The following is a 26,384-nucleotide window of genomic DNA, read 5'->3' on the forward strand; positions in this document are numbered from 1 at the left end:
TTGCAACTCGCCGTAGCGTGCAGCACGTACGAGGGACGGGGCGACCACCCTCTCGCGGACGTACTCCGGCGCCTGGACTCCCGTCGTCAGGTGGTGAGGCCGTCGATCGCCAGCCGAAGGTGGCGGGGGCCGCGCAGGACGGGGTTGACGCGGTAGGGCGGCGGGTCCGCCAGCAGCCGTGGGTTTCTGATCCGGCGGAAGAGCTCGGGCAGGGCGAGCTGCGCCTCCATCCGGGCCAGCGGCGCGCCGAAGCAGTAGTGGATGCCGGTGTAGAACCCGAGGTGCTCGTTGTCCTCACGGTCGGGATCGAACCGGTCGGGGTCCTCGAAGCGCTTCGGGTCGCGGTTGGCCGACGCCAGCATCAGCTGGACCGCCGAACCCTTGGGGATGGTGGTGCCGGCGATGTCGATGTCGGCCAGGGCGGTGGTCCACGGTATGAACTGGACCGGCGGCTCGTATCGCAGCACCTCCTCAATGAGCGGATTGACCAGGTCCGGTTCCGTCCGGAACCGTTCGAGGACGTCGGGGTGGCGCAGCAGTGTGAGCGTCGCGTTGCTGATCAGGTTGACCGTTGTCTCATGGCCTGCGATCAGGAGCAGTATCGAGGTGGCCACCAGCTCCGGGGTCGACATGCTGCCGCCGTGGCCCGTTTCGCGGGCGAGGGGGCCGAGGATCCCGCTGCCCTGGTCGTGGCGCTTGCTCTCGATCAGGTCGGACAAGTAGGCGCCCAACTCGCCGCGTGCCTTGTGTGCCTTTTCCAGGCCGCTTTCCCCGCCGCTGGGATCGATCCCCGACGCCACGGTGTCGGCCCAGCCGTGGAAGCGTGCTTCGTCCTCGCGCGGCACGCCAAGCACCTTGCAGATGGCCGTGACGGGAAGGGGGTAGGCGAAGTCGTCGACGACGTCGATCTCGTCCTTGCCTTCGAGCGCGTCGACCAGGTCGGCGACGACCCCGGCCAGCTCTCCGCGCATGTCGTGGAGGAACCTGGGGCTGTGCGGGGGTCCGAACGGCCGCATCGCCGCATTGCGCAGCCGGTCGTGTTCGGGCGGGTCCAGAAGCAGGAAGCTGGGCGGCAGATTGAGGTCCTCCTTGGTCACGGCGGGGACGTCGGCGCCGGGGGTGCGCTTGCGCGGGTCGTTGCTGAGCCGCGGGTCGTTGGCCAGGCTCCGCACCTCGTAATAGGTGCTGACCAAGTACGATCCGTCGTCCTGACGGGTGACCGGCGACCCGCGCAGCGCGGCGTAGAGCGGGTACGGATCGGCGCGGTTCGCATAGTCGGTGATCTGCGCGAGCATGGTGTCCAGAGTCATGGTGTCTCCTGAGGGGCCGACGGTCGGGGGCGATGGTCAGACACGTGCCGCGACGAACTGGACACGCTGCCCGGTCGGTGAGTGGCCGGTCAGGGTGACGGTCGGCCCGCGGGTGGGCGGATTCGGACCCGGGAACGCCGGATCGACCGGCTGCAGAGCGTCGGCACGACCGTCCACCTCGGGGTGGTCGTCGGTTCGTCGGAGACGTCGACGAGCATGGTCCGGACCGGACGCGCGGCCGCAGCCTGTTCCACCTGCTCACGAAGTGCCTCGTCGTCGAAACGGGAGGTGAAGAGCAGCGCCTCCCCGGCGTGCAGAGCGAAGACGTCCGGGGCGAGAAAGGCGCACTGTGCGAAGCCCTGACACCGGTTGGGATCGACGACGAGCCTCATCTGGAACCTCGCCCCTTGCTCGGTTAGCGGTGACCGCCGGCCCCGCAACCCCTGTGGGCTCGGTTCACTCGAATATTTGATCGAATGGCTGATATCCCTTCTCTCCAGGATCAGCTCGGCGGGAGGGCCCCGCAACGTGAGAGCCGTGCAGTGGCGGCCCTCCGGACGTCCGCCCCGACTCGGGTTCGAAGATGGCAACGGCAGCGGCGTGAGACGTCGTCCTTGCGCTGCACGACGCCCACGGCCGGGGCGCCCAGCGGGATGGTCGGGCTCACCGAACAGGCGTTGGGCCTGCACCACGTATGGGGCTGCAGACTCCTGGCGCCGGGCCAGGGTCCGAACTCACGGCTGCAGAAGCAGGTCCAGTGGCACTTCCTGCCCCAGCCCGATCTCGGCCCAGATCGTCTTGCCCTGGCGCTCGTAACGAGTGCCCCACATGTCGGTGAGCTGGGCCACCAGGAAGAGGCCCCTGCCTCCTTCGTCCTCGTCGCCGGCGTTGCGGAGATGCGGAGAGGTGTGACCCCCGTCCGACACCTCGCATATGAGTGTGCGGTCGATGTCACGGAGCAGGCGCAGGGAGACAGGCGGGCGGCCGTATCGGATGGCGTTGGTGACGAGTTCACTCACGACCAGTTCGGAGACGAACGCCGCCTCGTCCAGCCCCCAGTCCTCCAGCTTCTCCCGGACGAATGCACGGACGCCGGCCACCTCGGCCGGGTCGGAGGCGAACTGCCAGGACGCCGTGCTGTCTTCGGGGAAGGCGTGGACGCGCACCAGCAGCAGTGCGGCATCGTCCTCGGCGGATCCCGGGGCACACAGGGAGACGACCTCGTCGCACGCTTTCTCCAGGGACCCGGCCGAGGCGTCCAGAGCGCCGCACACGTCCGCCACTCCCTCGTCCACGTCCCGGCCGCGCGCCTTGACGATTCCGTCGGTGAACAGGGCGAGCACAGTGCCCTCGGCGAACTCGAATTCCACGCTCTCGAAAGGCAGTCCACCGATGCCCAGCGGGGGACCTGTGGGCAGGTCGAGCGGTTCAGCCTGCCGGGTGCCAGTCCCACGGCCGGTGGCGACCGGCGGGAGGTGGCCCGCACTGGCCATGGCGCAGGTGCGGGAGGCGGGGTCGTACACGGCGTACAGGCAGGTCGCCCCGAGCGCCCTGTCCGTCCCCGCGTCGCCCGGCGTTCCGTGTATTCCGACTCGTGTCTGTCCGACCAAGTCGTCGAGCCGGGTGAGGAGTTCGTCCGGCGGCAGGTCCAGGGCGGCCAGTGCTCTCACGCTCGTGCGCAACCGTCCCATGGTGGCCGCGGCGTCCACCCCGTGCCCCACCACGTCACCGACCACCAACCCGACGCGGGCGCCCGACAGCGGAATCACGTCGTACCAGTCGCCCCCGACTCCAAGGGGACCGGTGGTGGGGATGTAGCGGTGCGCGAGCTCGATGCCACTCGGTTGCGGTAGTCCTCGCGGGAGGAGGTCACGCTGCAGTTTCAGCGCCGTGGTGTGCTCGCGGACGTAGCGGCGAGCGTTGTCCACGCACACCGCGGTGCGCGATGCCAGTTCTTCGGCGAGGGCGCGGTCCCCCTCGGTGAACGGTGCACGGGCCGGCTGCCGCAGGAGGGTGATCGTGCCGAGCGTGGTGCCGCCCAGTAGCAGGGGCACGGCCAGCAGGCGTTGGTGCGCGGTCACCGGCCGGCTGCCGATGACACCCAGCAGCGCATCACTTTGCGCAACGGGCGGAGCACTCCCGGTGCGCTCTGCCATGAGCCGTAGCCCCGTCGGTGCACCGGAGGCCGCGGAAGGGGGCTCTTCTCCGGCCAGGACCGACTCCATGACCTCGATGCGTACGGAGTCGGCGAGATCCGGGACCACGAGCCCCGCGACTTCCTCCGCCGTCTTCCCGACGTCGAGCGTGGTACCGATCCCGCTGGCTCGGCTCAGCAGCGCCAGGCGAGCCTGTGCCTCGTAGCCATCGGTGATATCGACGGACGCCTCGCAGACGCCCAAGGGCTGGCCCGCGTCGTCCTGCAGGCGGAAGTACGAGCACGAGTAGACCCGGTGGCACTCGCAGGCGGCGGGGGTGGGCCCGCGCCAATGGACGTCGAGCACGGCTTCGCCGGTGCGCAACACTTCCTCCAGCACCTCCTCCGTCTCGTGGTACTCCGGAGGGGACAGGATGGTGCCGTGCGGATAGAGCACCCTGTTGGCCTGGCCCTCCCATTCACCGGCGCGCCAGCCCATGACCTGCTGCACGACATCGTTGGCCCAATTGAGGTGGGCGTCAGGGCCGTAGACGCTGAGCCCCACGGGAGCCTGCGTGAAGAGCCCGGACAGCATCGACTGGTCGGTCACCCACTCCTGGTAGCGGTCGCTTGCCGCCGCCATCACGACCCAGGCGGGCCTCCCCCGGCCCTGCTCCACCGGAAAGATGCGCAGGACCGTCTCCACCAGCGCCCCGTCCGGGCGTCGAACGGTACGTCTCTCGGTCCGGGCGTCCTCGGGTGCCCCCGCTGCCCCGAAGCCCTGCAGCGTGTCACCCCGGGCGCGAACATCCCGCAGAACCTCGCTCGCCGAGCGACCGAGCACGTCTCGGATGTCGGCCCCGTAGAGATTGCGGGCTGCAGGACTCCAGCCAGTCACTCTCCCCTGCGCATCCAGCACGATCATCGCTGCTGTGGTCGTGTCGAAAGGGTTCCGATGACCGGTCTCGCATGATGCGTGCATCGTGGCCATGCGACCTGCCCAGTACTGGAATCTCTGAGTTCAAGGCTACGCCTGGGGCTTCGCTCGCGAGCTCAGCGCGGACGGTACGCCCGCCGGGGTCTGTCGAGGTGATCTGCCGCGACAGCAAGATCGGCGAGATCTGGGGGGAAACAGCGAGATCCAGAAGTGGATCATTGCCCGGAACAGCTTCGGCAAGGAAACCACCGGATGAGCGTGGCAGGCCGCACCTTGCCCCTGTCCGCGGGAAACAACACGGGCGTCAGCCCGTCGTCAGGGCGAAGACGAGGACGGTCAGGGCCCAGCACAGGGCCACGAGCGCCGCGCCCGCCACGTCGACGCGGACGGTGCGGGTCCGGCCGGGGCGGAGCCAGAAGGCCAGGAAGCGGTTCACCAGGGGCATGAGCAGCCAGGTCAGAATGCTGACGCTCAGCATGTTGCCGAAGAACAGGCCGAGGTATCCGGGGACGCCCAGGACGTCGAATTCATGACCCACGGTCAGATTCAGGACCATGACGGTGGGATAGAGCGCCAGCACGACGGTCATGGCCTGTTTCCAGTTGGACGGGACCTGCTCCTCCTCGGCCGAGCCGAACCTGAACCAGCCGCCGAACGCCGTCCCCACCTTGCGGACGTCGTAGGACGCGAAGTAGTTCCGCCCTTCCTTGAGGAGGTGCTCCCTGCTGCTGGAGTCCAGCCAGGCATCGAGATGTTCATGGGTGTCGTACCGGAAAACGACCACCCAACGGTCCTGGATCCCGTCGACGGGCCGGAAGAATTCGGTCCCCATGAAGCCCGGATATTTCTCCTGCTCTCTCAGAATCTTCTCCTGCCAGCGCTCGAAGTCCTCTTCCCGGCCCGGCCGTACGTCGTGCGAGACAACTGCCGTGACACCCTCCACCCGGTCGGGTACCTCGATGTGGCCACCGGCAAGGACTTCCTGGGTCGGGGTTCCGTCCAGCAGCCCACGGCCTTCGGCGAGCAGCTCCCGGCGGGCGGTCGATTCCAGCCACGCGGTGAGCTCGTCCGCGCCGGCGAAGCGGAACACCACGACCCATTCGCGTTCCTCGCCGGATCCGGGGGGATAGGTCTCCGTGGCCTCGAATCCGTCGAAGTCCCGGACGACCCGGTTCACCTTCCCCTGCCAGCGGTCGTACTCCTCGTCGAGCCCTTCCCGCACCTTCTGGGAGGTCACCACGGTCGCACTGCCGCTTGCACGGATACCCATACGGCGTAGTCTAGTTCACAGGGAATTCTGACGACATTCGAATTCACCGGGAATTCGGGGAACATCCGTCGCACGAATTATCGCGCGCGAGAACCAGCCTCCCGCGAGAGATCAGTCTCCATGGACCTCAACACCGTCACGGAAGTCGTCCGGCGTCCGCTCGATCCGCCCGGCGCGGACTGGCGCGAAGGTGATGCGTGGCTTGCGGGTGGTACGTGGCTGTTCTCCGTGGAGCAGCCGAGCTTGCGGCGCCTGGTCGACCTGACGGCGCTGCGCTGGGAAGCCCTCGTCCCGGACCGCGCGGGACTCGAAATCGGCGCCACGTGCACGATTCGCGATCTCCATTCCTTTGCCTTTCCGGGCGATTGGATCGCGGGCACCCTTCTGGCGAAAAGCTGCGATGCCTTCCTGTCCTCGTTCAAGGTATGGAATTCAGCGACCGTCGGCGGAAATATCTGTCTGTCCCTGCCCGCCGGACCCATGATCACACTGACGGTCGCGCTGGAAGGACGGTACGAGCTGTGGGCCTCCGACGGGTCCACGCGCACCGTCGATGCCCTCGACTTCGTGACCGGCGACCATCAGAACGTTCTCGGCCCCGGGGAAGTCCTGCGGCGCATCGACATTCCGGCCCGTGCCCTGCGGAAACGCGCCGCGCACCGCCGCTTCTCGCTGACCCGCCTCGGCCGCTCGACGGTCTTCCTCGTCGGCACTCGAACGCCGGGCACGAGCGACCTGTTGCTCACCGTCACCGCCGGGACCACACGCCCCGTACGCATTGCTTTCGACACCATGCCCGATGCCTCGGCCCTGCGGCGGAGCATCGACGCCGTCCCCACCGGCCTCTGGTTCTCGGATGCCAATGGGACCCCGGATCACCGTCGCCATCTGACGAAGCACTTCGCCGAAGAGATTCGCCGCGAACTGTCGGCCGGTGACCTGCCATGACGTACGTCGTGAACGGCAGGAGTTTCGACGAGGAGCCCGGCCCCGGCCAGTGCCTGCGGACCTTCCTGCGGTCGCTCGGGCACCACGGCGTCAAGAAGGGGTGCGACGCGGGCGATTGCGGCGCGTGCACGGTGTGGCTCGACGGCGATCCGGTGCACAGCTGCATCACCCCCGCGTTCCGCGCGGAGGGCCATGAGGTGACCACGGTCGAAGGGCTCGGATCTCCCGGCCGACTGCACCCGATGCAGCGGCAGTTCCGTGATGCGCCGGGGTTCCAGTGCGGCTTCTGCACCGCAGGGATGATCATGACCTCGGCGACCTTCACCGAGGCCCAGAAGGCGGACCTGCCTCGCGCCCTGAAGGGCAACCTCTGCCGCTGCACCGGCTACCGGGCGATCGAGGACGCCGTGAAGGGCGTCGTCGGCGTCGAGACCGCCGCGCCGGGAAAGGCCGTCGGGACGAGCGTCGGCGCCCCGGCGGGCGACGAAGTGGTGACCGGACGCGCCGAGTTCACGATGGACACCGATGTCGAAGGCCTGCTCCACCTCAAGGTGCTGCACTCCCCGCACGCGCACGCCCGGATCGTGTCGGTCGACAAGACCGCCGCGCTCGCGGTGCCGGGCGTGCATCGCGTCTACACCTGGGAGGACGTGCCGCGCAGACGGTTCTCCACGGCGATCCACACCGACCACCTCGCCGATCCGGACGACACGTACATCCTCGACGACACGGTCCGCTTCGTCGGCCAGCGCGTCGCCGCGGTCGTGGCCGACACGGTCGGCGCGGCGGAGGAGGGCTGCCGAAGGGTCGAGGTGGAGTACGAGGAGCTGCCGGCGGTGTTCGATCCTGAGGCCGCGATGGCCGAAGGGGCTCCCCAACTGCACAGGACGGACGACCCGTTCGTCCGCGATGCCGTCCACAACATCCTGCTGGAGATCCATTCGCACATCGGCGATGTCGACGCGGGGTTCGCCGAGGCGGATGTGATCCATGAAGGAACGTACTCGTCCCCCCGGGTGCAGCACGCGCATCTCGAGACCCACGGATCCATCGCCTGGGTCGAGAACGGCCGGTTGAACGTGCGGACCAGTTCGCAGTCGCCGTCGATCGCGAAGATCAAGCTCGCGCATCTCTTCGCGCTGCGCCCGGACCAGCTCCGCGTGTTCTGCAAGCGGGTCGGTGGCGGCTTCGGCGGCAAGCAGGAGGTCATCTCGGAGGATCTGGCCGCGCTCGCCGCCCTGGACACCGGGCGGCCCGTCTGCTTCGAGTACACCCGCGAGGAGGAGTTCACGACGGCCTCGCCGCGGCACCCGATGACGCTGACGGTCAGGCTCGGCGCGAAGGCGGACGGCACGCTGACGGCATTTCAGGTCCGTAATGTGTCGAACACGGGCGCCTATGGCAATCACGGCGGCGAGACCATGTACGCAGGCGGCGCGGCCGTCATGATCTACCGCTGTCCCAACAAAAAGTACGACGGGTTCTCCGTCTACACGAACACCGTTCCGAGCGGGGCGCTGCGCGGCTACGGCATGACGCAGCCGGCGTACGCCGTCGAATCCGCGATGGACGAACTGGCCCGCGCCCTGCACCTCGACCCGCTCGCACTGCGACGGCGCAACATCGTGCGGCCGGGCGATCCGCTCGTCGCCATGCACGACGGCCCCGACGACGTGATGTTCAACGAGAACGGGCTCGGCAAGTGCATCGATCTCGTGGATCACGCCATGGCTCGCGCCGTCAACGAGCCGCCGCCCGGACCGGGTTGGCTGGTGGGGTCCGGGGTCGCGAGTTCCCTGCACGAGACCGCGCCCCCGACCGAGCACCTCTCCGAGGCCTGGGTCACGCTCGGCGACGACCTCGTGTACGAACTGGCCGTCGGTACGGTCGAGTTCGGCGAGGGCACGTCGACAGCGCACGTCCAGATCGCGGCCAACCAGCTGGGTACGACGCCTTCACGCATTCGCCTGGTGCAGTCGGACACGGACCGCACGGGATTCGACACCGGCGCCTTCGCGAGCGCGGGCCTCTTCGTGGCGGGCAACGCCGTGCTCCGGGCGGCCAATGCCGTGCGCGACCGCATCCTCGAATTCGCCGCCGTGCACACGGGCGTCCACGTGGTCATGTGCTCGCTGGGCGACGGGGAAGTCGTCTGCGGGGACCAGCGCGTGCCGCTGGCCGAACTCGTCTCGCTGGCCCGAGCGCGCGGAATCCGGTTCACCGCCGCACGCAAGGCCTACGGCTCGCCACGAAGCGTCGTATCCAACACGCAGGGATTCAAGATCGCGGTCCATCAGGTGACGGGCGAGATCCGCATCCTCTACAGCGTGCACGCCACGGACGCGGCCGTCGTCATCAACCCCGCGCAGGTCCGGGGTCAGGTGGAAGGCGGTGTCGCCCAGGGCATCGGCTTCACACTGACCGAGAACTACCAGGTCGACGCGGGCGGAGCCATGGCCAACCCGAACCTGCGCAACTACCGCATCCCCACCTACGCCGACGTCCCCCGCACCGAACTGCTTCTGGTGAAGTCGGCGGACTCCTTCGGGCCCATGGGGTCGAAGGGCATGGCGGAATGCTGCATCAACCCGGTGGCCCCCGCGCTGGCGAACGCGCTCCACGACGCCACGGGCGTCCGCTGTCGCGCACTGCCCCTGACGCCGGAACGCATCTACAGCCGGCTCAAGGAGAACCGGTCGATACGGACGGCCTGAGCCCCGCCCTCATCCAGGAGTCGGGTCAGCGTCCCGCCCATGGAAACCTGGCGGCAGCATCAGTCCACAAGAAGCCGGTGGGCCGGAAGCGTCCGTCCCAGGCGGGTCAGTGGGGACAGCGCCATCAGCAGCGGGGACAGCAGCATCCCTGCCGCCGTCACCGCAAGGCTGAGGCGCAGCCCCCACCCGTCCGCGAGGAATCCGCCGAGCAGCGAGCCGAGCGGGGTCAGGCCCATGCCGACGAACGTGATGGTCGCCGCCGCGCGGCCTTGCATCCCGTCCGGGGTCAGGGCCTGCCGGACGCCCATCACCGTGACGTTCACCAGCTGGCCGAAGGTCCCGAACACGAGACTGACCGCGACGAGGGCGAGAACCGTTCCCGTGGAGGAGCCGTGCAGCGCGGGCACGAACAGGAACGCGCCGTCACCGAGGGCCGCCGCGGACACGAGCACCACGCCGTGCCCGAACCGGCCCGGCAGTCGCGCGGCCAGCAGTGAGCCGAGGAGCGCGCCCGGCCCCGTGGCCGCGAGCGCGAGACCGATCTCCGTGCCGGACAGGTGCAGTTCCCGCGGCAGGAAGAGCAGGTAGACGGTCATCATGGCCGCCAGCGAGAACTGGAAGGCGGCCGAGGCGAGGCACACGGCCCGCAGCGAGGTGTCGCCGACGACGAAGCGGAGGCCCTCGCCGATCCGCCGCCAGACCCGCGGGGGACGCCGCCGGGGCTCTTGCGTGGGCTGCGGAAGACGCTGCGAGCGCTCTTGCGTGGGCTCGGGGATCGGCTCACTGCGGCGGATCCGGCGGATCGACAGGAACGACATCGCGAAGAGGAGAGCACCGGACGCGGCAGCGACCGGTGCTGCCAGGACTGAGACCAGCGCCCCGCCGAGTGCGGGGCCTGCGATCTGGGCGGCGGAGCGGCTGCCCTCCAGTGCGCTGTTGCCCGGCACCAGCTGATCGCGGTTCACCAGCCGTGCGAGAGACGTCTGGTAGGCCACGTCGAAGAACACGGAGAGGGCGCCGACGGCGAAGGCGGCCACGAGCAGCGCGGGCAGGCCCAGCGCGCCGAAGAGCCCTGCCACGGCGGTCGCCCCCAGGGCCAGCGCCCGGCCCGCGTCCGCCAGCACCATCACCGTGCGCGTGCGCCACCTGTCCACCCACGCGCCGGCCGGAAGCGAGAGCAACAGGATCGGCGCCTGCCCCACCGCGCGCAGGGCGCCCAGCTCACCGGCGCCGGCGCCGAGCGTCAGGACGGCACAGAGCGGCAGAACGACCAGAGTTGTGTGTTCACCGAGTTGGGAGACCGTCTGGCCCACCCAGAGTCGGCGGAAGTCGCGGTCGCGCCACAGGCTTGGGGAAGCAGGCCGGCCGGAAGCGGATCCGGCGGAGGAAGCAGAGAGATCGGAGGGATAGGAGGGATCAGCGGAATCAGACGAAGCAGAGGACGCGGAGGGCACAGGGATCCCTTGCAGTACGGACGACGAGGCCCGCCACCGGACGCGCAGAGGGCGCACCGCCGGTTCGGGCAGGAGAGGGCTCGCTGTGCCACAGAACAAGGGCAGCACGCGATGACGGGCCGATCAGGGCCTACAGCGTCACAGCGTGCTCGTACGACCGGGCATCTCTCACTCCTCGCAGTTCACTCGCCGCCCGACCCTAGCCCGTACCGAAGGAGACCGACATGGGAAAAATCGTCATCAGCGAGAACGTCTCGCTCGACGGCGTCGTCCAGGACCCGACCGGTGAGGAGGGGTTCCGGCACGGGGGCTGGTTCGGCCGGATGGCGGACAAGGACCGGCTGGAGTGGACCAAGGTCGAGTTCGACGAGGCGCTCGGCACGGAGGCGCTGCTGCTCGGGCGGCGGAGCTACGAGTGGTTCGCGGCCCGGTGGCCGTCCCGGAGCGGCGCGTGGGCGGAGCGGCTGAACACCCTGCCCAAGTACGTCGTGTCCTCGACCCTCGTCGACCCCGAGTGGAACAACTCGACGGTCCTCGACGGCGAGGTGGTCCCCGAGGTCTCGAAGCTGAAGCAGGAGGTGGACGGGGACATCGTCGTCTACGCCAGCCGCCGGCTCGTGCGCACGCTGCTTGCGCACGGCCTGGCCGACGAGCTGCGGCTGATCGTCCACCCGGTCGTGCTCGGGGCCGGCGAGCGCCTCTTCGGCGAGACCGGCGACGGTCTGTCCCTGCGCCTCCTCGAGACCCGCACCGTCGGCGACGGCCTCGCGGCGCTCACCTACGGGATCGTCCGGGACGCCCAGGGACAGGCACCGTCACTGGACCCATGAGCACCTGCGCGCTGAAGCACCTGAGCACTGAACACCCTCCCCCTTTGCATAATCATTCTCTAGGATGCATACTCTTCCTATGTCTAAGGTTCTCACCTCCCTTCCCGCCGGCGAGCGCGTCGGCATCGCCTTCTCGGGCGGCCTCGACACCTCCGTCGCGGTCGCGTGGATGCGCGACAAGGGTGCCGTCCCGTGCACCTACACCGCCGACATCGGCCAGTACGACGAGCCCGACATCGCGTCGGTGCCCGGCCGTGCCAAGACCTACGGTGCCGAGATCGCGCGTCTGGTCGACTGCCGTGCGGCGCTGGTAGAGGAGGGCCTGGCCGCGCTCGCTTGCGGCGCGTTCCACATCCGCTCGGGTGGCCGTGCCTACTTCAACACGACGCCGCTCGGCCGTGCCGTCACCGGCACGCTGCTGGTGCGGGCGATGCTCGAGGACAACGTCCAGATCTGGGGCGACGGCTCGACGTTCAAGGGCAACGACATCGAGCGGTTCTACCGTTACGGCCTGCTGGCCAACCCGCACCTGCGCATCTACAAGCCGTGGCTCGACGCCGACTTCGTGACGGAGCTGGGCGGCCGCAAGGAGATGTCGGAGTGGCTGGTCTCCCACGACCTGCCGTACCGCGACAGCACCGAGAAGGCGTACTCGACCGACGCCAACATCTGGGGCGCCACTCACGAGGCCAAGACTCTGGAGCACCTCGACACCGGTGTGGAGACCGTTCAGCCGATCATGGGCGTGCGGTTCTGGGACCCGTCGGTGGAGATCGCCGCCGAGGACGTGACGATCGGCTTCGAGCAGGGCCGCCCGGTGACGATCAACGGCAAGGCGTTCTCCTCCGCCGTCGACCTGGTCATGGAGGCGAACGCGATCGGCGGCCGCCACGGCATGGGCATGTCCGACCAGATCGAGAACCGGATCATCGAGGCGAAGAGCCGCGGCATCTACGAGGCCCCGGGCATGTCGCTGCTGCACGCCGCGTACGAGCGTCTCGTGAACGCGATCCACAACGAGGACACTCTCGCGCAGTACCACAACGAGGGCCGGCGCCTCGGGCGGCTGATGTACGAGGGCCGCTGGCTGGACCCGCAGGCGCTGATGGTCCGCGAGTCGCTGCAGCGCTGGGTCGGCTCGGCGGTCGCCGGCGAGGTGACGCTGCGGCTGCGGCGCGGTGAGGACTACTCGATCCTCAACACCACCGGCCCGGCGTTCAGCTACCACCCGGACAAGCTGTCGATGGAGCGCACCGAGGACTCGGCGTTCGGCCCCGTCGACCGGATCGGCCAGCTCACCATGCGCAACCTTGACATCGCCGACTCGCGCGCCCGGCTCGAGCAGTACGCGGGCCTCGGCATCGTCGGCACGACGCACCCCGAGCTGATCGGCGCCGCGCAGGCGGCGGCGACCGGCTTGATCGGCGCGATGCCGGAGGGTGGCGCCGAGGTCATCGCCTCCCGTGGCGAGGTCTCCGAGGACGACGAGCTCCTGGACCGCGCCGCGATGGAGTCCGGAACCGACTGAACCGACTGACACCGTCGGGCGGGACGAGGAGGAGGGGGTGGCCGCTGCGGCCACCCCCTCCTCCTCGCTCTTTTCCCGGGCGACTACGCGGCTTCCACCACGTCCGTCGGGTTCGCGAACTGCGTGCGGTACAGCTCCGCGTACCGTCCGTCCTCGGCGAGGAGCGTCTCGTGAGTGCCGCGCTCCACGATGTGGCCGTCCTCGACCACGAGGATCTGGTCGGCGGACCTGATCGTGGACAGGCGGTGGGCGATCACGACGGCGGTACGGCCTTCGAGTGCCTCCGCGAGCGCTTCCTGCACGGCCGCCTCGGACGTGTTGTCCAGGTGTGCGGTCGCCTCGTCGAGGATGACGACGCGCTGCCGGGCGAGGAGGAGGCGGGCGATGGTCATGCGCTGGCGTTCGCCGCCGGAGAGGCGGTAGCCGCGCTCGCCGACGACGGTGTCGAGGCCGTCGGGCAGGGAGTGGACCAGGTCCTCCAGGCGGGAGCGGCGCAGGACGTCCCACAGGTCCTCGTCGCTCGCTCCGGGCCTGGCCAGGAGGAGGTTGGCGCGGACGGAGTCGTGGAAGAGGTGGCCGTCCTGGGTGACCATGCCGAGGGTCTCGCGCAGGGATACGGCGGTCAGGTCGCGGACGTCGACCCCTCCGATGCGTACGGCGCCCTCGTCGGTGTCGTACAGGCGGGGCATGAGCTGGGCGACGGTCGACTTGCCCGCGCCGGAGGTGCCGACGAGGGCGACGGTCTGGCCGGGTTCGGCGCGGAACGAGATGCCGTGCAGGACTTCGGCTCCCCCGCGGGTGTCGAGCGAGGCGACCTCTTCGAGGGAGGCGAGGGAGACCTTGTCGGCGGACGGGTAGCCGAAGCGGACGTCGTCGAACTCCACGGCGACCGGGCCCTCGGGCACCTCACGGGCGTCCGGCTTCTCGTCGATCAGCGGCTTGAGGTCGAGCACCTCGAAGACGCGCTCGAAGCTGACGAGGGCGCTCATGACCTCGACGCGGGCCCCGGCCAGGGAGGTCAGCGGCGCGTAGAGGCGGGTGAGGAGCAGGGCGAGGGTGACGACGGTGCCCGCTTCGAGGGTGCCCTCGATCGCGTAGTAGCCGCCCAGACCGTAGACGAGCGCGAGGGCGAGGGCCGAGACGAGGGTGAGTGCGGTGATGAACGCGGACTGCGCCATGGCTGTGCGGACACCGATGTCCCGTACGCGGCTGGCGCGGGCGGCGAACTCGGCGGACTCGTCGCCGGGCCGGCCGAAGAGCTTGATCAGCGTGGCGCCGGGCGCCGAGAATCGCTCGGTCATCCGGGTGCCCATGGCCGCGTTGTGCGCGGCGGCCTCGCGCTGGAGCCGGGCCATCCGCGTACCCATGCGCCGCGCGGGCACCACGAACACCGGCAGGAGCACCAGGGCGAGGAGCGTGATCTGCCAGGAGAGCGTGAGCATGACGACGAGGGTCAGAAGCAGGGTCACGACGTTGCCGACCACGCCGGAGAGCGTGTTGCTGAACGCTCTCTGCGCGCCGATCACATCGTTGTTGAGCCGGCTGACGAGGGCGCCGGTGCGGGTCCGCGTGAAGAAGGCGACGGGCATGCGCTGCACGTGGTCGAAGACCGCGGTGCGCAGGTCGAGGATCAGGCCTTCGCCGAGGTTGGCCGAGAGCCAGCGGGCGACGATGCCGAGGCCCGCCTCCGCGACGGCGATCACGGCGATGAGGAGGGCGAGGCGGATGACGGTGCCCTCGTCCTTGCCCGCGACGATGGCGTCGACGACGTGTCCCGCGAGGACGGGGGTCGCCACGGCGGTCAGCGCGGTGACCACGCTCAGGACGACGAACTGGGCGATCCGGCGCCGGTGCGGACGCGCGAAGGCGGCGATGCGGCGCAGGGTGGCGGGGGCGAAAGGTCGGGTGTCCTGCTGGGCGTTCATGACGCTGTGCAGCTGCGTCCACGCCGTGGTCTCCATGCTCATGGAGTAGACGGTAAGACCTCAAGCAACGTTGAGGTCAACACAAGGCTTCAATTCGAGGCGGGGGGCGCCTGGGAGCGGCGCGGGCGACGTGCCACGCTGAACGTCACTCAGTGACGATCACTTAGGAGAGTCCGGATGCCGGTCCGCGTCGAGCGCCGAGGGCATGTCACCACGGTCGTACTGTCTCGCCCCGAGGTCCGCAACGCGGTCGACGGGCCCACGGCCGCCGAACTGGCCGCCGCCTTCAAGGAGTTCGACGCCGACGAATCCGCCCGCGTCGCGGTGCTCTGGGGTGAGGGCGGCACGTTCTGCGCGGGCGCCGACCTCAAGGCCATCGGCACGGAGCGCGGCAACCAGGTCGCCGAGGAGGGCGACGGACCGATGGGCCCGACCCGGCTGCGGCTGTCCAAGCCGGTGATCGCAGCCGTGAGCGGGCACGCGGTGGCCGGCGGTCTCGAACTGGCGCTCTGGTGCGATCTGCGGGTCGCCGAGGAGGACGCCGTGTTCGGGGTGTTCTGCCGGCGCTGGGGCGTGCCCCTCATCGACGGAGGCACGGTGCGCCTGCCCCGGCTCATCGGCGAGAGCCGCGCCATGGACCTGATCCTCACGGGCCGTCCGGTGCCCGCCCCTGAGGCGTACGCGATGGGGCTGGCCAATCGCCTTGTGCCGCCCGGCCGGGCGCGCGCCGAGGCGGAGGAGCTCGCGGAGCAGATCGCGGCCTTCCCGCAGGCCTGCATGCGCGGCGACCGCGCCTCCGTTCTGGACCAGGCGGGGCAGGGCGAGGAAGCGGCCATGGAGGGTGAACTGCGGTACGGAAAAGCCGTGTTGGAGGAGAGCCTGAAGGGGGCCGCGCGGTTCGCGTCGGGGGCGGGACGGCACGGGTCGTTCACCGACATGTGAGCCGGCGCCGCGCCCGCCCCCGGCGAACGGTCAGTCGGAGGTGTGTAGCGGCACCGTGATCTGCTTGATCCAGGTGCCGGTGGTGAAGTCGCGCGCCTTGATGACGACCGAGCGGGGGCCCACCTCTACCTGGAGGCCCTGGTTGAATGCGCCGCCGAGCGAGACCTCGCCGCCCTTGCCGTCGTCCATCCAACCGACCTGCACGGCGGCGGTGTTGACGACGGTGAACCCTTCGGGGTTTGCGGTGCCGGGGACGACGCGGCGCACCACCCAGTCGGACAGGTTGAGGTCCCAGTGGGTGTGCCCGGAGAACAGGAACACGTCCTTGTGGCGGCCCAGGATCGACAGGAGCCGGTCGGGCTGGAGGTAGTCGCTCATGTACAGCTTGTTGTGCGTGCCCGACACGGTGTTGGGCAGCGGGTGGTGGGTCAGGACCATGACAGGACGGCGGCGGCGCGCCCAGTGGGCGAGCCGGTCCTCGAGCCACGCGAACTGCTCGTCGCTGATCCACACCTCGTCCCACAGCTTCGCGTCGTGGTAGTGGGAGTAGCGCTCGGTGCCGAGGCTGAGGACGGGCACGCCGCCGAACGAGGTCTCCGAGTAGACCTTGCCCCGCTCCGCGAAGTTGTAGAAGCTGCGGAAGAGGGAGTCCTCGGTGGTGCCGTTGGGCCAGGTCGCCTGGGCGAGGGTGTTCGGGTCGCTGTACTTCGGCACGTAGAACTCGTGGTTGCCGATGGCCCACGCCACGCTCTTGGGGTGCGGGTGCTTGTCCAGGGCCTGGCGGACGGCCGCGTACTCGAAGTCGTAGCCGCGCGGGGTGATGTCGCCGGCTATGCCGAGGCCCGCGCTGCGGGGGTTGACCGAGTGCAGGTCGTCGAGCGCCTTGCCGAAGTCGGTCAGGTCGCCCTGGATGTCGCTGATGATGTTGAACCGCACGGTCCCGCCGTCGCCGTGGCGCTGTGCCGCGGGCTCGGCGGCGGGCGCCGCGTCGGCCGCGGGCGCGGAGACCAGGGAGCCGGTCGCGGCGAGCGCGCCGCCCGCGAGCGTCGCGCGCCCCGTCGTGGCCATGAACGATCTGCGATCCATCGGTGTTTCCTCCAAAGCGACTGCCCCCGTGTACGGGTGGTTGGTCGCCCTGAGCGTTACGGATCGCGATGGCCTGACGACGTACCGGAGGTGACCGGAACCTTAAAGCTGGTCTAGCCCAGTTACCTTTTCGATATATCGCCGCTGTCCATGCACCCCGGTGAGCCTTCAGCCCAGTTCGAGGGTGGTGATACCGAAGATCCTTTCCTGGGCGAACGGCCGGACGGGGCCGGTGTACATGCGGGCCGTGGCGAACCCGGGGGTCAGGCCGTACGCCTCGGCGAGTGCCACCGCGGCCGGGTTCGACTCGGGGACGTCCACGGCGACCAGGGCCCCGCCGACCGCCGCGATGAGAGCGTCGAACAGCGCACGGGCGTCCTGCGGGGTGTCGGCGAACAGCGGGCCGACGCGGAACGTGTCGAGGGCCGGGCGGATGACGCCGTAGCCGGTGACACGGCCGTCGACGACGCGGGCGAGCGCGCGATGCCCGTCACCGGCGAGCCAGGAGGCGAGGAAGCGGGGCCGGTCCGCGGGGTAGCAGGCGCTGTCGTACAGGGCGATGGACTTGAGGCCGCCCGCCTCGGCGACGGGGATGACGGTGCCGGGTGCCCGATCGCCTTCGGCCGGGCGCGGGGCCTGCGGGACGCCCGCGTAGCGGACGGTCGTGTGGGCCGGCTCGAAGCCGGACTTGCGGTAGTTGTCCTGCTGGGCCGGGACGCCGTCGAGGCCGACGGTCCTGCCGCCCGCGTGCGTGAGGGCCGCCTTCCAGGTGGCGATGCCGTAGCCGCGGCCGCGCAGGTCGGGCCGCACGAGGTAGAAGCCGAGGAACGCGTAGTCGTCGCCGTAGTTGACCACGGAGATCGCGGAGACGGGCTCGCCGTCGACCCGGCCGATGAAGAAGCCGTCGGGGTCCTGGGCGAAGAAGCTGCGGGCGTCGGCGAGGCCCGGGTTCCAGCCCTCTTCCGCCGCCCAGCCGCTGATGACGGACCAGTCGTCGAGCGTGGCCCGGGTGATGTCGAGCCGCTCGGGCACCTCGGGGGTGCCGGCGGTCCGGTGGTTGCCGGAGGTGTGGGGGTCCGGTCGCGTCATCGTCGCCTCTCCGTTCTGCGCGGCGCGCCCCAGGCCCGCCGCCTTGATCCATGCCGGGCCCATCCTTCCCGATCACCTCCCTCCGCCGCGACCACTGAGGCACGATGATCGGACACCTGACCGAACTGAGCCTCTTCACAAGGGAGTTGCCGCATGGGGGAGATCACGCCGCCGCCCATCGACCGGATCGACACCAGCAAGCCGCATCCCGCGCGGGTCTACGACTGGTTCCTGGGCGGCAAGGACAACTATCCGGTCGACGAGGAGCTCGGCCGGCAGATCGTGGCGCTCGAACCGCAGTCCAAGTACGCGGCCCAGCACAACCGTTGGTTCATGCAGCGCGCCACACGGCATCTCGCCGGAGCCGCCGGGGCGCGCCAGTTCCTGGACATCGGCAGCGGCATCCCCACCGAGCCCAACCTCCACCGCATCGCCCAGGGCGCCGCGCCCGACGCCCGTGTCGTGTACGTGGACAACGACCCGATCGTGCTCGCCCACGCGGGGGCGCTCCTGAGCGGCACCCCTCAGGGCCGCACCGAGTACCTCTCGGCGGACGTGCGGGAACCGGAGAAGATCCTTGAACTCGCGGCGAACATCCTGGAGTTCGACCGCCCGGTGACGCTGTCGCTCATCGCACTGCTCCACTTCATCCCGGACTCGGACGGCGCCCACGGCCTCGTACGCACCCTGGTGGACGCGCTGCCGCCGGGGAGCCATCTGGTCCTGTCGCAGCTCGCCGGCGACTTCGATCCGGAGCGGACGCGGGAAGCCGTGGCGATGTACGCGGCGGGCGGGGTGACGCTCGTGCCGCGCACGCGCGAGGAGATGGGCCGCTTCTTCGACGGGCTCGACCTGCTGGAACCCGGGATCGTGTGGCTGCCGGACTGGCACCCGGAGCTCGGCGTCGACGAGATCAGGAACGAGTCGCCGGTGCCGCTGTACGCAGGGGTGGCGCGCAAGCCGTGACCCTCAGACGCACCCCCTGAAAACCCTCATACGCACCTCTCGAATCTTTATGGTCACCTTGACTATATTCAAGGCGCGCCATATCGTCGCCATGACGAAAACGACTAGGGGGCTCCTGTCATGGCTGACATCAAGCGACGCTTCGGACTGCACCACTTGCGCTCCGCGCCCACCACCCACATCCGTCACCACAAGCGCGGAGCGCTCGCCCACGACGGCACGGGCCTGAGCTTCTGGTTCCGGGCGCTGAGCGCGGCACTGTCCGAAGTGCCCGTGGACGACCGGGAGTTGGCGGTCACGTTCCATGCCCGGACCGCCGACTTCCAGGACGTCGCCGTGCAGGCCTCGGTGACGTACCGGATCAGCGACCCCGCGCTCGCCGCCGCCCGGCTCGACTTCTCGCTCGACCCGGACACCGGCGCCTGGCGCGGCACTCCCCTGGAACAGCTGTCCGCCCTGCTCACGGAGACGGCGCAGCAGCACGCGCTGGATGTTCTGGCGCGCACCCCGCTCGCGGAGGTCCTCGCGGACGGTGTGACGGCGGTGCGCGAACGGGTTGCGGCGGGTCTCGCCGCGGAGCCCCGGCTGCCCGCGACCGGCGTGGAGGTCGTCACCGTGCGCGTCGTGGCGCTGCGCCCCGAGCCCGAGGTGGAGCGGGCGCTGCGCACGCCGGCCAGGGAGCGGATCCAGCAGGAGGCCGACCGGGCGACGTACGAGCGGCGCGCGGTGGCGGTCGAGCGGGAACGCGCCATCGCCGAGAACGAGCTCGGCAGCCGCATCGAACTGGCCCGGCAGGAAGAGCAGTTGGTGGCGCAGCGCGGCACGAACGCACGCCGCGAGGCCGAGGAGAACGCGGCGGCGGACGCGGTACGCGCCGAGGCCGAGGCGGCGCGGGCGGTGCGCCTGGCGGGCGGCGAGGCGGAGGCGGCACGTGCGGTCGGCGAGGCGCGGGCGCACGCGCAGGAGGCGTGGCTGCGGGTCCACTCCGAGGTGGACGCCGCGACCCTGCACGCCCTCGCCGCCACGCAGCTGGCACAGAACGTGCCGCGGATCGAGAACCTGACCCTCTCCCCCGACGTGCTCACAGGTCTGCTCGCCCGGCTCGGCCACGACCGCGGTGAGCGGTCGTGACGCTCGCACCGCGCGCGGTGCTCGTCCACCGGACCACGGAGTACGAGGAGTTGCTGGCCCGGCACGGCACGCACGGCCAGGCCGCCTTCTTCCTCTCCTCGCGCGGGCGCTCCGTCGAGGAGGTGGCCGAGCGCCATCACCGTACGGCGCGCGCCCTCGCGGAGGTCGCGGCGGCCGTGCCGCTGTCGTGGCGCAGGACCCGTCTCGAGCGCGCGGATCTGGACCGGTTCCTGTTCGGCCCGGAGGACGTGGTGATCGTCGTGGGGCAGGACGGTCTGGTCGCGAACGCGGCCAAGTACCTTTCGGGCCAGCCGGTCGTCGGCATCGACGCGGAACCGGGACGCAATCCCGGGGTGTTGGTGCGGCACCGCGTGGCCGACGCCGCGAAGCTGCTTCCGGCGGCCGTCTCGGGCCGTGCCGCCGCCGACGAACTCACCATGGTGGAGGCGGTCGCCGACGACACACAGCGGCTGCTCGCGCTCAACGAGATCTACCTCGGCCCGCCGTCGCACCAGACGGCGCGCTACCGGATCGGCCCCGACGACGACACGCACGCACCCGAGGCCCAGGCGTCCTCGGGTGTCCTGGTCGGCACCGGGACCGGCGCCACCGGCTGGCTGCGTTCGCTGTGGCAGCAGCACGCGAGCACACTCCCGCTGCCGGCCCCGGCGGAGGCCCGGCTGCTCTGGTTCGTGCGGGAGGCCTGGCCTTCACCCGCCACCGGCACGTCCCAGGTGGAGGGCTCCCTCGGCCCCGGCGACCGTCTGCGCGTCACGGTCGAGTCCGACCGCCTGGTGGCCTTCGGCGACGGCGTGGAGAGCGACGCCCTGGAACTGACCTGGGGTCAGACGGTGCGAGTGGGAAGAGCGAAGGAGCAGCTGCGGCTGGTGACGTGAACCCCCAGCACCGTGGCTACTCAGGCGGCGTGGGTGTGTCGTGGCTGTGGTACATCGCCTGGATGTCGAGCTCCAGCTTCACGGTGGGTCCGACCACCGCGATACCGCGGGCCAGCATGCTCCGCCAGTCCAGCGTGTAGTCCTCGCGGTGGAGTTCGGCCGTGGCGAGGGCCGCGCAGCGCAGCTCCTCCGCGTAACCGCCGTTGACCATGCCGAGATAGCCGGTGTCCAGCTCCACCGTGCGGCTCACGCCGTGCATGGTGAGGGCGCCCTGGATCGTCCACTTGGTGCCGCCGCGGTACAGGAAGCGGTCGGAGGAGAAGTGGATGTACGGATAGCGCTCGACATCGAGGAAGTCGGCCGAACGCAGGTGGTTGTCCCGGGTCTTGTTGCCCGTCGTGATGCTCGCCGCGTCGATCTGCACCTCGACCCGCGAGTCAGCCATGTCGTTCGCGACCTGGATGCCGCCGTCGAAGCGGGTGAACCGGCCGTGGACGTGGGCCATGCCGACGTGCTTGGCGATGAACCGGATCGCGGTGTGCGGCGGGTCGAAGAGCCAGGTGCCGGGCTGCGGCAGCTCCGGCGGGCGCCCCATGTGCAGCTGCACCGAGGTCAGCGGGAGCGTTTCACCGGCGACGACGTCGAGGGTCTGCTGGTGGGGCTGGAGGCCGTCGGCCGCGATCATGACGCCGTACCGGCCGGGCGGCAGCGTGAGGAAGACGAGGCCGTACGGGTCGCTGGTCACCTTCGCCACGACGCGGCCGTTGGCGACCCGCGTCACGGTGACGTCCGCCCCCGACATCGGCTGCCCCATGGGGTCGGCCACCTCGCAGTGGAAGGCGCCGGCGCCGTGCGGCACGGGGTGCACCAGTCCCGCCCCGCGCGGGTCCCGTCCGGACCGGCTCCTCCTGAACAGCGCGAGGGGCATGCAGATCACCTTTCAGACTCGGCCGCAGAACCTCCGCAGCGGGCTCGCACATACGATCCCATGTCTGCGATCTCCGCCGATCAAGGGCGCTAAGGGTTACCGGCGGCAACTGCGTGGTGAATACATGGGAATCCGACATTCCGCCGCCGGGGCGTGTCAGATTCCACAGTCCCCTCACCTTTCACCCACCGCTTGACCATGCGCGCGCTCCTCCCGTTGGGGGTCCCGGTGCGGTGCCGAACGGGCCAGGACGGGGCGGGTCGGACCCCTGTGACGCAGCGCCACTTCCGCGCCATATGTCTGCCGATTCCGGGTCAACCGTTGACTCGCTCGATCGCGCTCTGACAGATTCTCGACGCCATGAATGCGACAGAGCCCGACCTCTCCGCCAGGTGGAAACGGTTCGCCGAAGCGCACTGGGGCAGGGAGCCCGCCGCGGTCCCGTTCGCCACGGGCCTCGGGCCGGAGCAGGTGTACGGGGCCGTCGCCGCCTCCTGCGCACCGCCCGCCGAGGACGCGGCCGGCGTCCGCTTCGCCACCGCGTCGCAAGGCCGAATACGTGACGCGGGCGCACTCCTGCCCGGCCCGGACGACCCCGGCCCGGACGCATACCGGGACCGGCTCGCTCGTGACCTCGCCGGATCCGGCTGGCTGTTGAGCGTGCACCAGCCGCTGTGGCGCGACTTCGGACTCTGGGCGCGTGTACGCGAACTCGTCTCCGGACTGTGGCGGGCGGTGGGCTGGCCCACTCTGCCGGTGACGGCCGAACTCGCCCTCGGAGAGCACTGCACCGGCCCCGACGCACCCGCCCCGCGCCCCGGCTCGTTCGCGCTCACGTGGGTACTCGCCGGGACCATGACGGTCAGGCTCTGGCCCGAGCACACCGGCACCGAGTACCAACTCGCCGCTGGAACAGGTGACTTGGTGTACTGGCCCGCCGGCTGCCGTCACCTCGATCACTACCTCGACCGCTGCACCACGTTACGGATCGTCGTCCCCGCGCGCCGCGCCGCCGCCCTCACCCACGTACGGGGACTCCTCGCGGACCGGATGCAGGAGGACCGCGTCTACGCGGGCGCCCCCGGCGTCCTGCCGTTCCCTCCCCCGACGGACCCCGACGGCGGGATCGGCGCGGCGGAACCGGTCGCCGCCGCCGCGCGGCTGTTCGCCGGGCTCGCCGCCGGCCCGGGAACGGCCAGGGAGTTGCGCGTGGCGTGGGCGGCCCGCAGATCGGCGGCGGGGCTCGAACCGGCGCCTTTGCCGCGGCCCGCCGTACCCCTGGCTCCTGGCCTGCGCGTACGGGCCTCGGCCGAGCTCTTCCGGACACCGAACGGGCCCGGACGCGCCGTGTGGGCCGCGAACGGACACACCCTGGCGGTCGAAGAGCCCGGAGCCGAACGCGTCAGGAACCGGTTGTGGTCCGAAAGGGCTTTCACCATAAGAGAGTTGGGGCGCGGGTCGCGGATGGCCGCGGAGAAACTGATCCCGCTCCTGTCCGACCTGCATCACATTCGCGCCATCGAACTGGTGGACGGAGACGGGGCGGAATGAGGGAGGATCCCCGCGCCGCCGGGCCCGCAAGCGGCGCTGCCGCCGATGTCGAGCAGGGGCAGCAGGGTCAGCTCGACCGACTCGCCCGGCTCGACTGGCAGGTCTTCGGCGAGCGGTTCTGGGACCGGCAGCCCGTACTCATCGAGTCGGTCGCCCCCGCCCCCTTCGACGCCCACGAGGCGTTCGAGACCGCCGTCGCCACGGCGCACCGCGGCGGGCCGTTCGGCGTGACGCCCTACGCGGGGTTCGCGGTCGGCGGCGCACCCCAGACCGACCCCGGCGACTTCCTGCCGCAGCCTAGGGACGGCTCGTATCCGGGCTACCACCAGCGGCTCGTCCGGCAGCTCTCCGGCGAGCCGTACTCCCTGTCCCTTCAGGCGTTTCACGCGTTCCACCATCCGCTGTGGGCGCGCGAGCGCGCCTTCTTCGCCGGGCTGTGGGCGCGGGTGGGGCAGCCCGTGCCGAGCGCCTTCACGACGCTGGTCCACGGCACGTACGAGCAGCCGCTAGCCGAGGCGCTTCCCCGGCAGCGTGTCGCGACGTTCCTGTTCGTGCTGGGCGGGCGGCAGCGCATGCGGTTCGGTGCGGCGGACCGGGGCGCGTCGTTCACCGTCGAGGCCGATCCGGGCGACCTGCTGTACTGGCCGTCGCACCTCTCCCCCGTCGCCGAGCCCTACGCCGGCTGGGCGTCGACCGGCGTGCGGGTGAGCGTCGTACGGGAGGGGCGGCAGGCGGCGTCCGAGCTCTACGACCTGCTGCACGACGTCACGCCTGAGACGCTCCTCAGGCCGGACCCGGATCCCGCGGGCGCCGCTCCGCCCGGCGAGGAGGGTCTGCTCGTGCCCGACGCCGAGGCCGGGACGGAGTTGCCCGCACCCTTGGAGCGCGCGCTTGCGCACTTCCGTGCGGCGGGCGCGCGCGGGCCGCTGGAGGAGCGCGTCGCCCGGCAGTCCCTGCGGCACTGGACAGCCGGGGGTTTCCGGCCCGTGCCGCTGCCGGCGCCGCGCGGCAGGTTCGGCGACGACGACGTCGTGCGCGCCACGGAGCGCGTGTTGTGGACCGAGGCAGCCGGCCGGCGCCTGTTCTCCGCATGCGGCCACGTGGCGGCCACGGAGCTGCCGGCCGCCGACCTGTCCGCCGTACTGCGGGTCCTCAACTCCGGACGACCGCTGCCCGTCCGTGAACTCACGCCCGCAGCAAGGGGGTTGCTGGCGGAGCTGACGGCGTTCCGCGCACTGGAACGTCTGAGGACCCGCCGGTCCCTCACTGCCCCGGCGCCGGGATCGCCAGGTACTTGTACTCCAGGAACTCGTCGATGCCGACCCGGCCTCCCTCACGTCCGATGCCGGACTGCTTGACGCCGCCGAAGGGCGCGGCCGGGTTGGAGACGAGGCCGGTGTTGAGGCCCACCATGCCGGTCTCCAGGCGTTCCCCGACGCGCAGCGCACGGTCGAGGTCGCGGGTGAAGAGGTAGCTGACGAGGCCCCATTCGGTGTCGTTGGCGGCGCGCACCACCTCGTCCTCGTCGTCGAACGTGAACAGGGCGGCGACAGGTCCGAAGATCTCGGTCCCGGTGAGACCGGCGTCGCGCGGCACCCTCACGAGGACGGTCGGCGGGTAGAAGTAGCCTTCTCCGTCCGGGAGTTCGCCTCCGGTGAGGACCTTCGCGCCGCGGTCCACCGCGTCCCGTACGAGCCGGTCGACCTTGTCGCGGCCCGCGGCGTCGATGAGCGGCCCGACGTTCGTCCCGGGTTGGGTGCCGGGGCCGACGGTGAGGGCGCTCATGCGGGCGGCCAGCCGGGAGGCGAAGTCGTCGGCGACGGAGCTGTGCACGAAGATGCGGTTCGCGGCCGTGCACGCCTCTCCCATGTTGCGCATCTTCGCCACCATGGCGCCCTCGACGGCCGTGTCGAGGTCCGCGTCGTCGAAGACGATGAGCGGCGCGTTCCCGCCGAGTTCCATCGAGGTGCGGACGACGGTGTCGGCGCACTGGGCCAGGAGGACCCGGCCGACCTGGGTCGACCCCGTGAAGGACAGCTTGCGGATGAGTCCGCCGCGCAGCAGCGGTTCGACGAGGGCGCCGGCGTCCGTGGTGGTGACGACGTTCAGGACGCCGTCGGGCAGGCCCGCCTCGGTGAGGATCCCGGCCAGGGCCAGGGTGCACAGGGGTGTCTGCGGGGCGGGCTTGAGGACCATGGTGCAGCCCGCGGCGACGGCCGGGCCGATCTTGCGGGTGCCCATGGCGAGCGGGAAGTTCCAGGGGGTGACGAGCAGACAGGGGCCGACGGGCCTGCGCATGATCAGGTGGCGGCTGCGTCCGTCGGGCGAGGGCGCGAATCCCCCCTCGATCCGCACGGCCTCCTCGGAGAACCAGCGGAAGAACTCGGCTGCGTACGTGACCTCGCCGCGCGCCTCGGCGAGGGGCTTGCCCATCTCCAGGGTCATGAGGAGGGCGAGTTCGTCGGTGCGGGCGATGATGATCTCGTAGGCGCGGCGCAGGATCTCGCTGCGGGCGCGGGGCGCGGTGGCGGCCCACGACTCCTGTGCGGCCGTGGCGGCCTCGGCGGCGCGCCGGCCGTCGTCGGGCCCGGCATCGGCGACCTCGCACAGGCTCTGGCCGGTGGCCGGGTTGTCGACGGAGAAGGTGCGGCCCCCGGCCGCGTCCTGGAGACGGCCGCCGATGAGGAGCTGCTTGGGGACGTCCTCGACGACTTGGGGCGTGGGGTGGGTCGTGGTCATGCCTGT

Annotated in this window: 20 protein-coding genes; 10 read left to right on the plus strand and 10 right to left on the minus strand. The window is 70.5% G+C overall.

Annotated elements, in window-relative coordinates:
- Positions 1 to 86 precede the first annotated feature (86 nt).
- From OG574_RS07585 to OG574_RS07600, 4 genes are all read right to left on the minus strand, one after another.
- Positions 87 to 1,310, minus strand: coding sequence for a cytochrome P450 (locus tag OG574_RS07585; RefSeq protein WP_326772472.1), 1,224 nt, complete (start codon positions 1,308 to 1,310; stop codon positions 87 to 89).
- Positions 1,311 to 1,399: 89 nt separating this feature from the next.
- A complete protein-coding gene (locus OG574_RS07590) occupies positions 1,400 to 1,702 on the minus strand; it encodes a ferredoxin (protein ID WP_398376633.1) in 303 nt (100 codons plus the stop codon).
- A 342-nt stretch (positions 1,703 to 2,044) separates the two neighbouring features.
- On the minus strand, positions 2,045 to 4,435 hold the full coding sequence (locus OG574_RS07595) for an ATP-binding SpoIIE family protein phosphatase (RefSeq protein WP_326772473.1): 2,391 nt from the start codon (positions 4,433 to 4,435) through the stop codon (positions 2,045 to 2,047).
- 250 nt (positions 4,436 to 4,685) lie between these two features.
- Positions 4,686 to 5,651, minus strand: a complete 966-nt coding sequence (locus OG574_RS07600; protein ID WP_326772474.1) for an antibiotic biosynthesis monooxygenase — start codon at positions 5,649 to 5,651, stop codon at positions 4,686 to 4,688.
- 120 nt (positions 5,652 to 5,771) lie between these two features.
- Here OG574_RS07600 and OG574_RS07605 point away from each other — a divergent pair, with 120 nt between their 5' ends.
- Positions 5,772 to 6,599, plus strand: a complete 828-nt coding sequence (locus tag OG574_RS07605; RefSeq protein WP_326772475.1) for an FAD binding domain-containing protein — start codon at positions 5,772 to 5,774, stop codon at positions 6,597 to 6,599.
- Complete coding sequence (locus tag OG574_RS07610; RefSeq protein WP_326772476.1) at positions 6,596 to 9,313, plus strand: molybdopterin-dependent oxidoreductase; 2,718 nt, start codon at positions 6,596 to 6,598, stop codon at positions 9,311 to 9,313. Before OG574_RS07605 ends, OG574_RS07610 begins: the two co-directional genes overlap by 4 nt.
- Before the next feature lie 59 nt (positions 9,314 to 9,372).
- Here the strand turns inward: OG574_RS07610 and OG574_RS07615 are convergent, their stop codons facing one another.
- Positions 9,373 to 10,659, minus strand: a complete 1,287-nt coding sequence (locus OG574_RS07615) for an MFS transporter (RefSeq protein ID WP_326778397.1) — start codon at positions 10,657 to 10,659, stop codon at positions 9,373 to 9,375.
- Between the two features lie 332 nt (positions 10,660 to 10,991).
- Between OG574_RS07615 and OG574_RS07620 the strand changes: the two genes are divergently transcribed.
- Both OG574_RS07620 and argG read left to right on the plus strand, forming a co-directional pair.
- Complete coding sequence (locus OG574_RS07620; protein WP_326772477.1) at positions 10,992 to 11,597, plus strand: dihydrofolate reductase family protein; 606 nt, start codon at positions 10,992 to 10,994, stop codon at positions 11,595 to 11,597.
- A gap of 79 nt (positions 11,598 to 11,676) precedes the next feature.
- Positions 11,677 to 13,125, plus strand: coding sequence for an argininosuccinate synthase (gene argG / locus OG574_RS07625; protein ID WP_326772478.1), 1,449 nt, complete (start codon positions 11,677 to 11,679; stop codon positions 13,123 to 13,125).
- An 83-nt stretch (positions 13,126 to 13,208) separates the two neighbouring features.
- Here argG and OG574_RS07630 read toward each other — a convergent pair whose 3' ends face one another.
- On the minus strand, positions 13,209 to 15,086 hold the full coding sequence (locus OG574_RS07630) for an ABC transporter ATP-binding protein (RefSeq protein ID WP_326778398.1): 1,878 nt from the start codon (positions 15,084 to 15,086) through the stop codon (positions 13,209 to 13,211).
- A 141-nt stretch (positions 15,087 to 15,227) separates the two neighbouring features.
- Between OG574_RS07630 and OG574_RS07635 the strand changes: the two genes are divergently transcribed.
- Positions 15,228 to 15,992, plus strand: coding sequence for a crotonase/enoyl-CoA hydratase family protein (locus OG574_RS07635; RefSeq protein ID WP_326772479.1), 765 nt, complete (start codon positions 15,228 to 15,230; stop codon positions 15,990 to 15,992).
- A gap of 30 nt (positions 15,993 to 16,022) precedes the next feature.
- Here the strand turns inward: OG574_RS07635 and OG574_RS07640 are convergent, their stop codons facing one another.
- Positions 16,023 to 17,078, minus strand: coding sequence for a metallophosphoesterase family protein (locus tag OG574_RS07640; RefSeq protein ID WP_326772480.1), 1,056 nt, complete (start codon positions 17,076 to 17,078; stop codon positions 16,023 to 16,025).
- Positions 17,079 to 17,246: 168 nt separating this feature from the next.
- On the minus strand, positions 17,247 to 18,167 hold the full coding sequence (locus tag OG574_RS07645) for a GNAT family N-acetyltransferase (protein ID WP_326778399.1): 921 nt from the start codon (positions 18,165 to 18,167) through the stop codon (positions 17,247 to 17,249).
- Between the two features lie 153 nt (positions 18,168 to 18,320).
- On the opposite strand from OG574_RS07645, the gene OG574_RS07650 reads away from it, so the two are divergent.
- The 3 genes from OG574_RS07650 to OG574_RS07660 all read left to right on the plus strand — a co-directional run bounded on the left by OG574_RS07650 (position 18,321) and on the right by OG574_RS07660 (position 21,160).
- Positions 18,321 to 19,133: an SAM-dependent methyltransferase gene (locus OG574_RS07650; RefSeq protein WP_326772481.1), complete on the plus strand. Its 813-nt coding sequence runs from the start codon at positions 18,321 to 18,323 to the stop codon at positions 19,131 to 19,133.
- A gap of 120 nt (positions 19,134 to 19,253) precedes the next feature.
- Complete coding sequence (locus tag OG574_RS07655) at positions 19,254 to 20,264, plus strand: SPFH domain-containing protein (RefSeq protein ID WP_326772482.1); 1,011 nt, start codon at positions 19,254 to 19,256, stop codon at positions 20,262 to 20,264.
- Positions 20,261 to 21,160 (plus strand): hypothetical protein, encoded by a 900-nt coding sequence (locus OG574_RS07660; RefSeq protein WP_326772483.1) that lies wholly within the window; start codon positions 20,261 to 20,263, stop codon positions 21,158 to 21,160. The genes OG574_RS07655 and OG574_RS07660 overlap by 4 nt, the downstream gene beginning before the upstream one ends.
- Before the next feature lie 16 nt (positions 21,161 to 21,176).
- Here OG574_RS07660 and OG574_RS07665 read toward each other — a convergent pair whose 3' ends face one another.
- Positions 21,177 to 22,088, minus strand: coding sequence for a YceI family protein (locus OG574_RS07665; protein WP_100592915.1), 912 nt, complete (start codon positions 22,086 to 22,088; stop codon positions 21,177 to 21,179).
- A gap of 360 nt (positions 22,089 to 22,448) precedes the next feature.
- On the opposite strand from OG574_RS07665, the gene OG574_RS07670 reads away from it, so the two are divergent.
- Positions 22,449 to 23,639, plus strand: coding sequence for a hypothetical protein (locus tag OG574_RS07670; protein ID WP_326772484.1), 1,191 nt, complete (start codon positions 22,449 to 22,451; stop codon positions 23,637 to 23,639).
- Positions 23,636 to 24,997, plus strand: coding sequence for a hypothetical protein (locus OG574_RS07675; protein ID WP_326772485.1), 1,362 nt, complete (start codon positions 23,636 to 23,638; stop codon positions 24,995 to 24,997). Before OG574_RS07670 ends, OG574_RS07675 begins: the two co-directional genes overlap by 4 nt.
- Here OG574_RS07675 and OG574_RS07680 read toward each other — a convergent pair.
- Positions 24,903 to 26,378, minus strand: coding sequence for an NAD-dependent succinate-semialdehyde dehydrogenase (locus OG574_RS07680; RefSeq protein ID WP_326772486.1), 1,476 nt, complete (start codon positions 26,376 to 26,378; stop codon positions 24,903 to 24,905). The genes OG574_RS07675 and OG574_RS07680 overlap by 95 nt on opposite strands.
- Between the last annotated feature and the right edge of the window lie 6 nt (positions 26,379 to 26,384).

This window comes from Streptomyces sp. NBC_01445 (assembly GCF_035918235.1).
Lineage (GTDB): Bacteria > Actinomycetota > Actinomycetes > Streptomycetales > Streptomycetaceae > Streptomyces.

What these genes read in the sequence shown, in the direction of transcription:
- OG574_RS07655 (WP_326772482.1), top strand. Translation starts at nt 19,254, where the DNA reads ATGGCTGACATCAAGCGACGCTTCGGACTGCACCACTTGCGCTCCGCG.
- OG574_RS07620 (WP_326772477.1), top strand. Translation starts at nt 10,992, where the DNA reads ATGGGAAAAATCGTCATCAGCGAGAACGTCTCGCTCGACGGCGTCGTC.
- OG574_RS07670 (WP_326772484.1), top strand. Translation starts at nt 22,449, where the DNA reads ATGAATGCGACAGAGCCCGACCTCTCCGCCAGGTGGAAACGGTTCGCC.
- OG574_RS07680 (WP_326772486.1), bottom strand. Translation starts at nt 26,378, where the DNA reads ATGACCACGACCCACCCCACGCCCCAAGTCGTCGAGGACGTCCCCAAG.
- OG574_RS07640 (WP_326772480.1), bottom strand. Translation starts at nt 17,078, where the DNA reads ATGGATCGCAGATCGTTCATGGCCACGACGGGGCGCGCGACGCTCGCG.
- OG574_RS07585 (WP_326772472.1), bottom strand. Translation starts at nt 1,310, where the DNA reads ATGACTCTGGACACCATGCTCGCGCAGATCACCGACTATGCGAACCGC.
- OG574_RS07630 (WP_326778398.1), bottom strand. Translation starts at nt 15,086, where the DNA reads ATGGAGACCACGGCGTGGACGCAGCTGCACAGCGTCATGAACGCCCAG.
- OG574_RS07605 (WP_326772475.1), top strand. Translation starts at nt 5,772, where the DNA reads ATGGACCTCAACACCGTCACGGAAGTCGTCCGGCGTCCGCTCGATCCG.
- OG574_RS07595 (WP_326772473.1), bottom strand. Translation starts at nt 4,435, where the DNA reads ATGGCCACGATGCACGCATCATGCGAGACCGGTCATCGGAACCCTTTC.
- OG574_RS07645 (WP_326778399.1), bottom strand. Translation starts at nt 18,167, where the DNA reads ATGACGCGACCGGACCCCCACACCTCCGGCAACCACCGGACCGCCGGC.
- OG574_RS07650 (WP_326772481.1), top strand. Translation starts at nt 18,321, where the DNA reads ATGGGGGAGATCACGCCGCCGCCCATCGACCGGATCGACACCAGCAAG.
- OG574_RS07590 (WP_398376633.1), bottom strand. Translation starts at nt 1,702, where the DNA reads ATGAGGCTCGTCGTCGATCCCAACCGGTGTCAGGGCTTCGCACAGTGC.
- OG574_RS07665 (WP_100592915.1), bottom strand. Translation starts at nt 22,088, where the DNA reads ATGCCCCTCGCGCTGTTCAGGAGGAGCCGGTCCGGACGGGACCCGCGC.
- OG574_RS07610 (WP_326772476.1), top strand. Translation starts at nt 6,596, where the DNA reads ATGACGTACGTCGTGAACGGCAGGAGTTTCGACGAGGAGCCCGGCCCC.
- argG (WP_326772478.1), top strand. Translation starts at nt 11,677, where the DNA reads ATGTCTAAGGTTCTCACCTCCCTTCCCGCCGGCGAGCGCGTCGGCATC.
- OG574_RS07600 (WP_326772474.1), bottom strand. Translation starts at nt 5,651, where the DNA reads ATGGGTATCCGTGCAAGCGGCAGTGCGACCGTGGTGACCTCCCAGAAG.
- OG574_RS07635 (WP_326772479.1), top strand. Translation starts at nt 15,228, where the DNA reads ATGCCGGTCCGCGTCGAGCGCCGAGGGCATGTCACCACGGTCGTACTG.
- OG574_RS07675 (WP_326772485.1), top strand. Translation starts at nt 23,636, where the DNA reads ATGAGGGAGGATCCCCGCGCCGCCGGGCCCGCAAGCGGCGCTGCCGCC.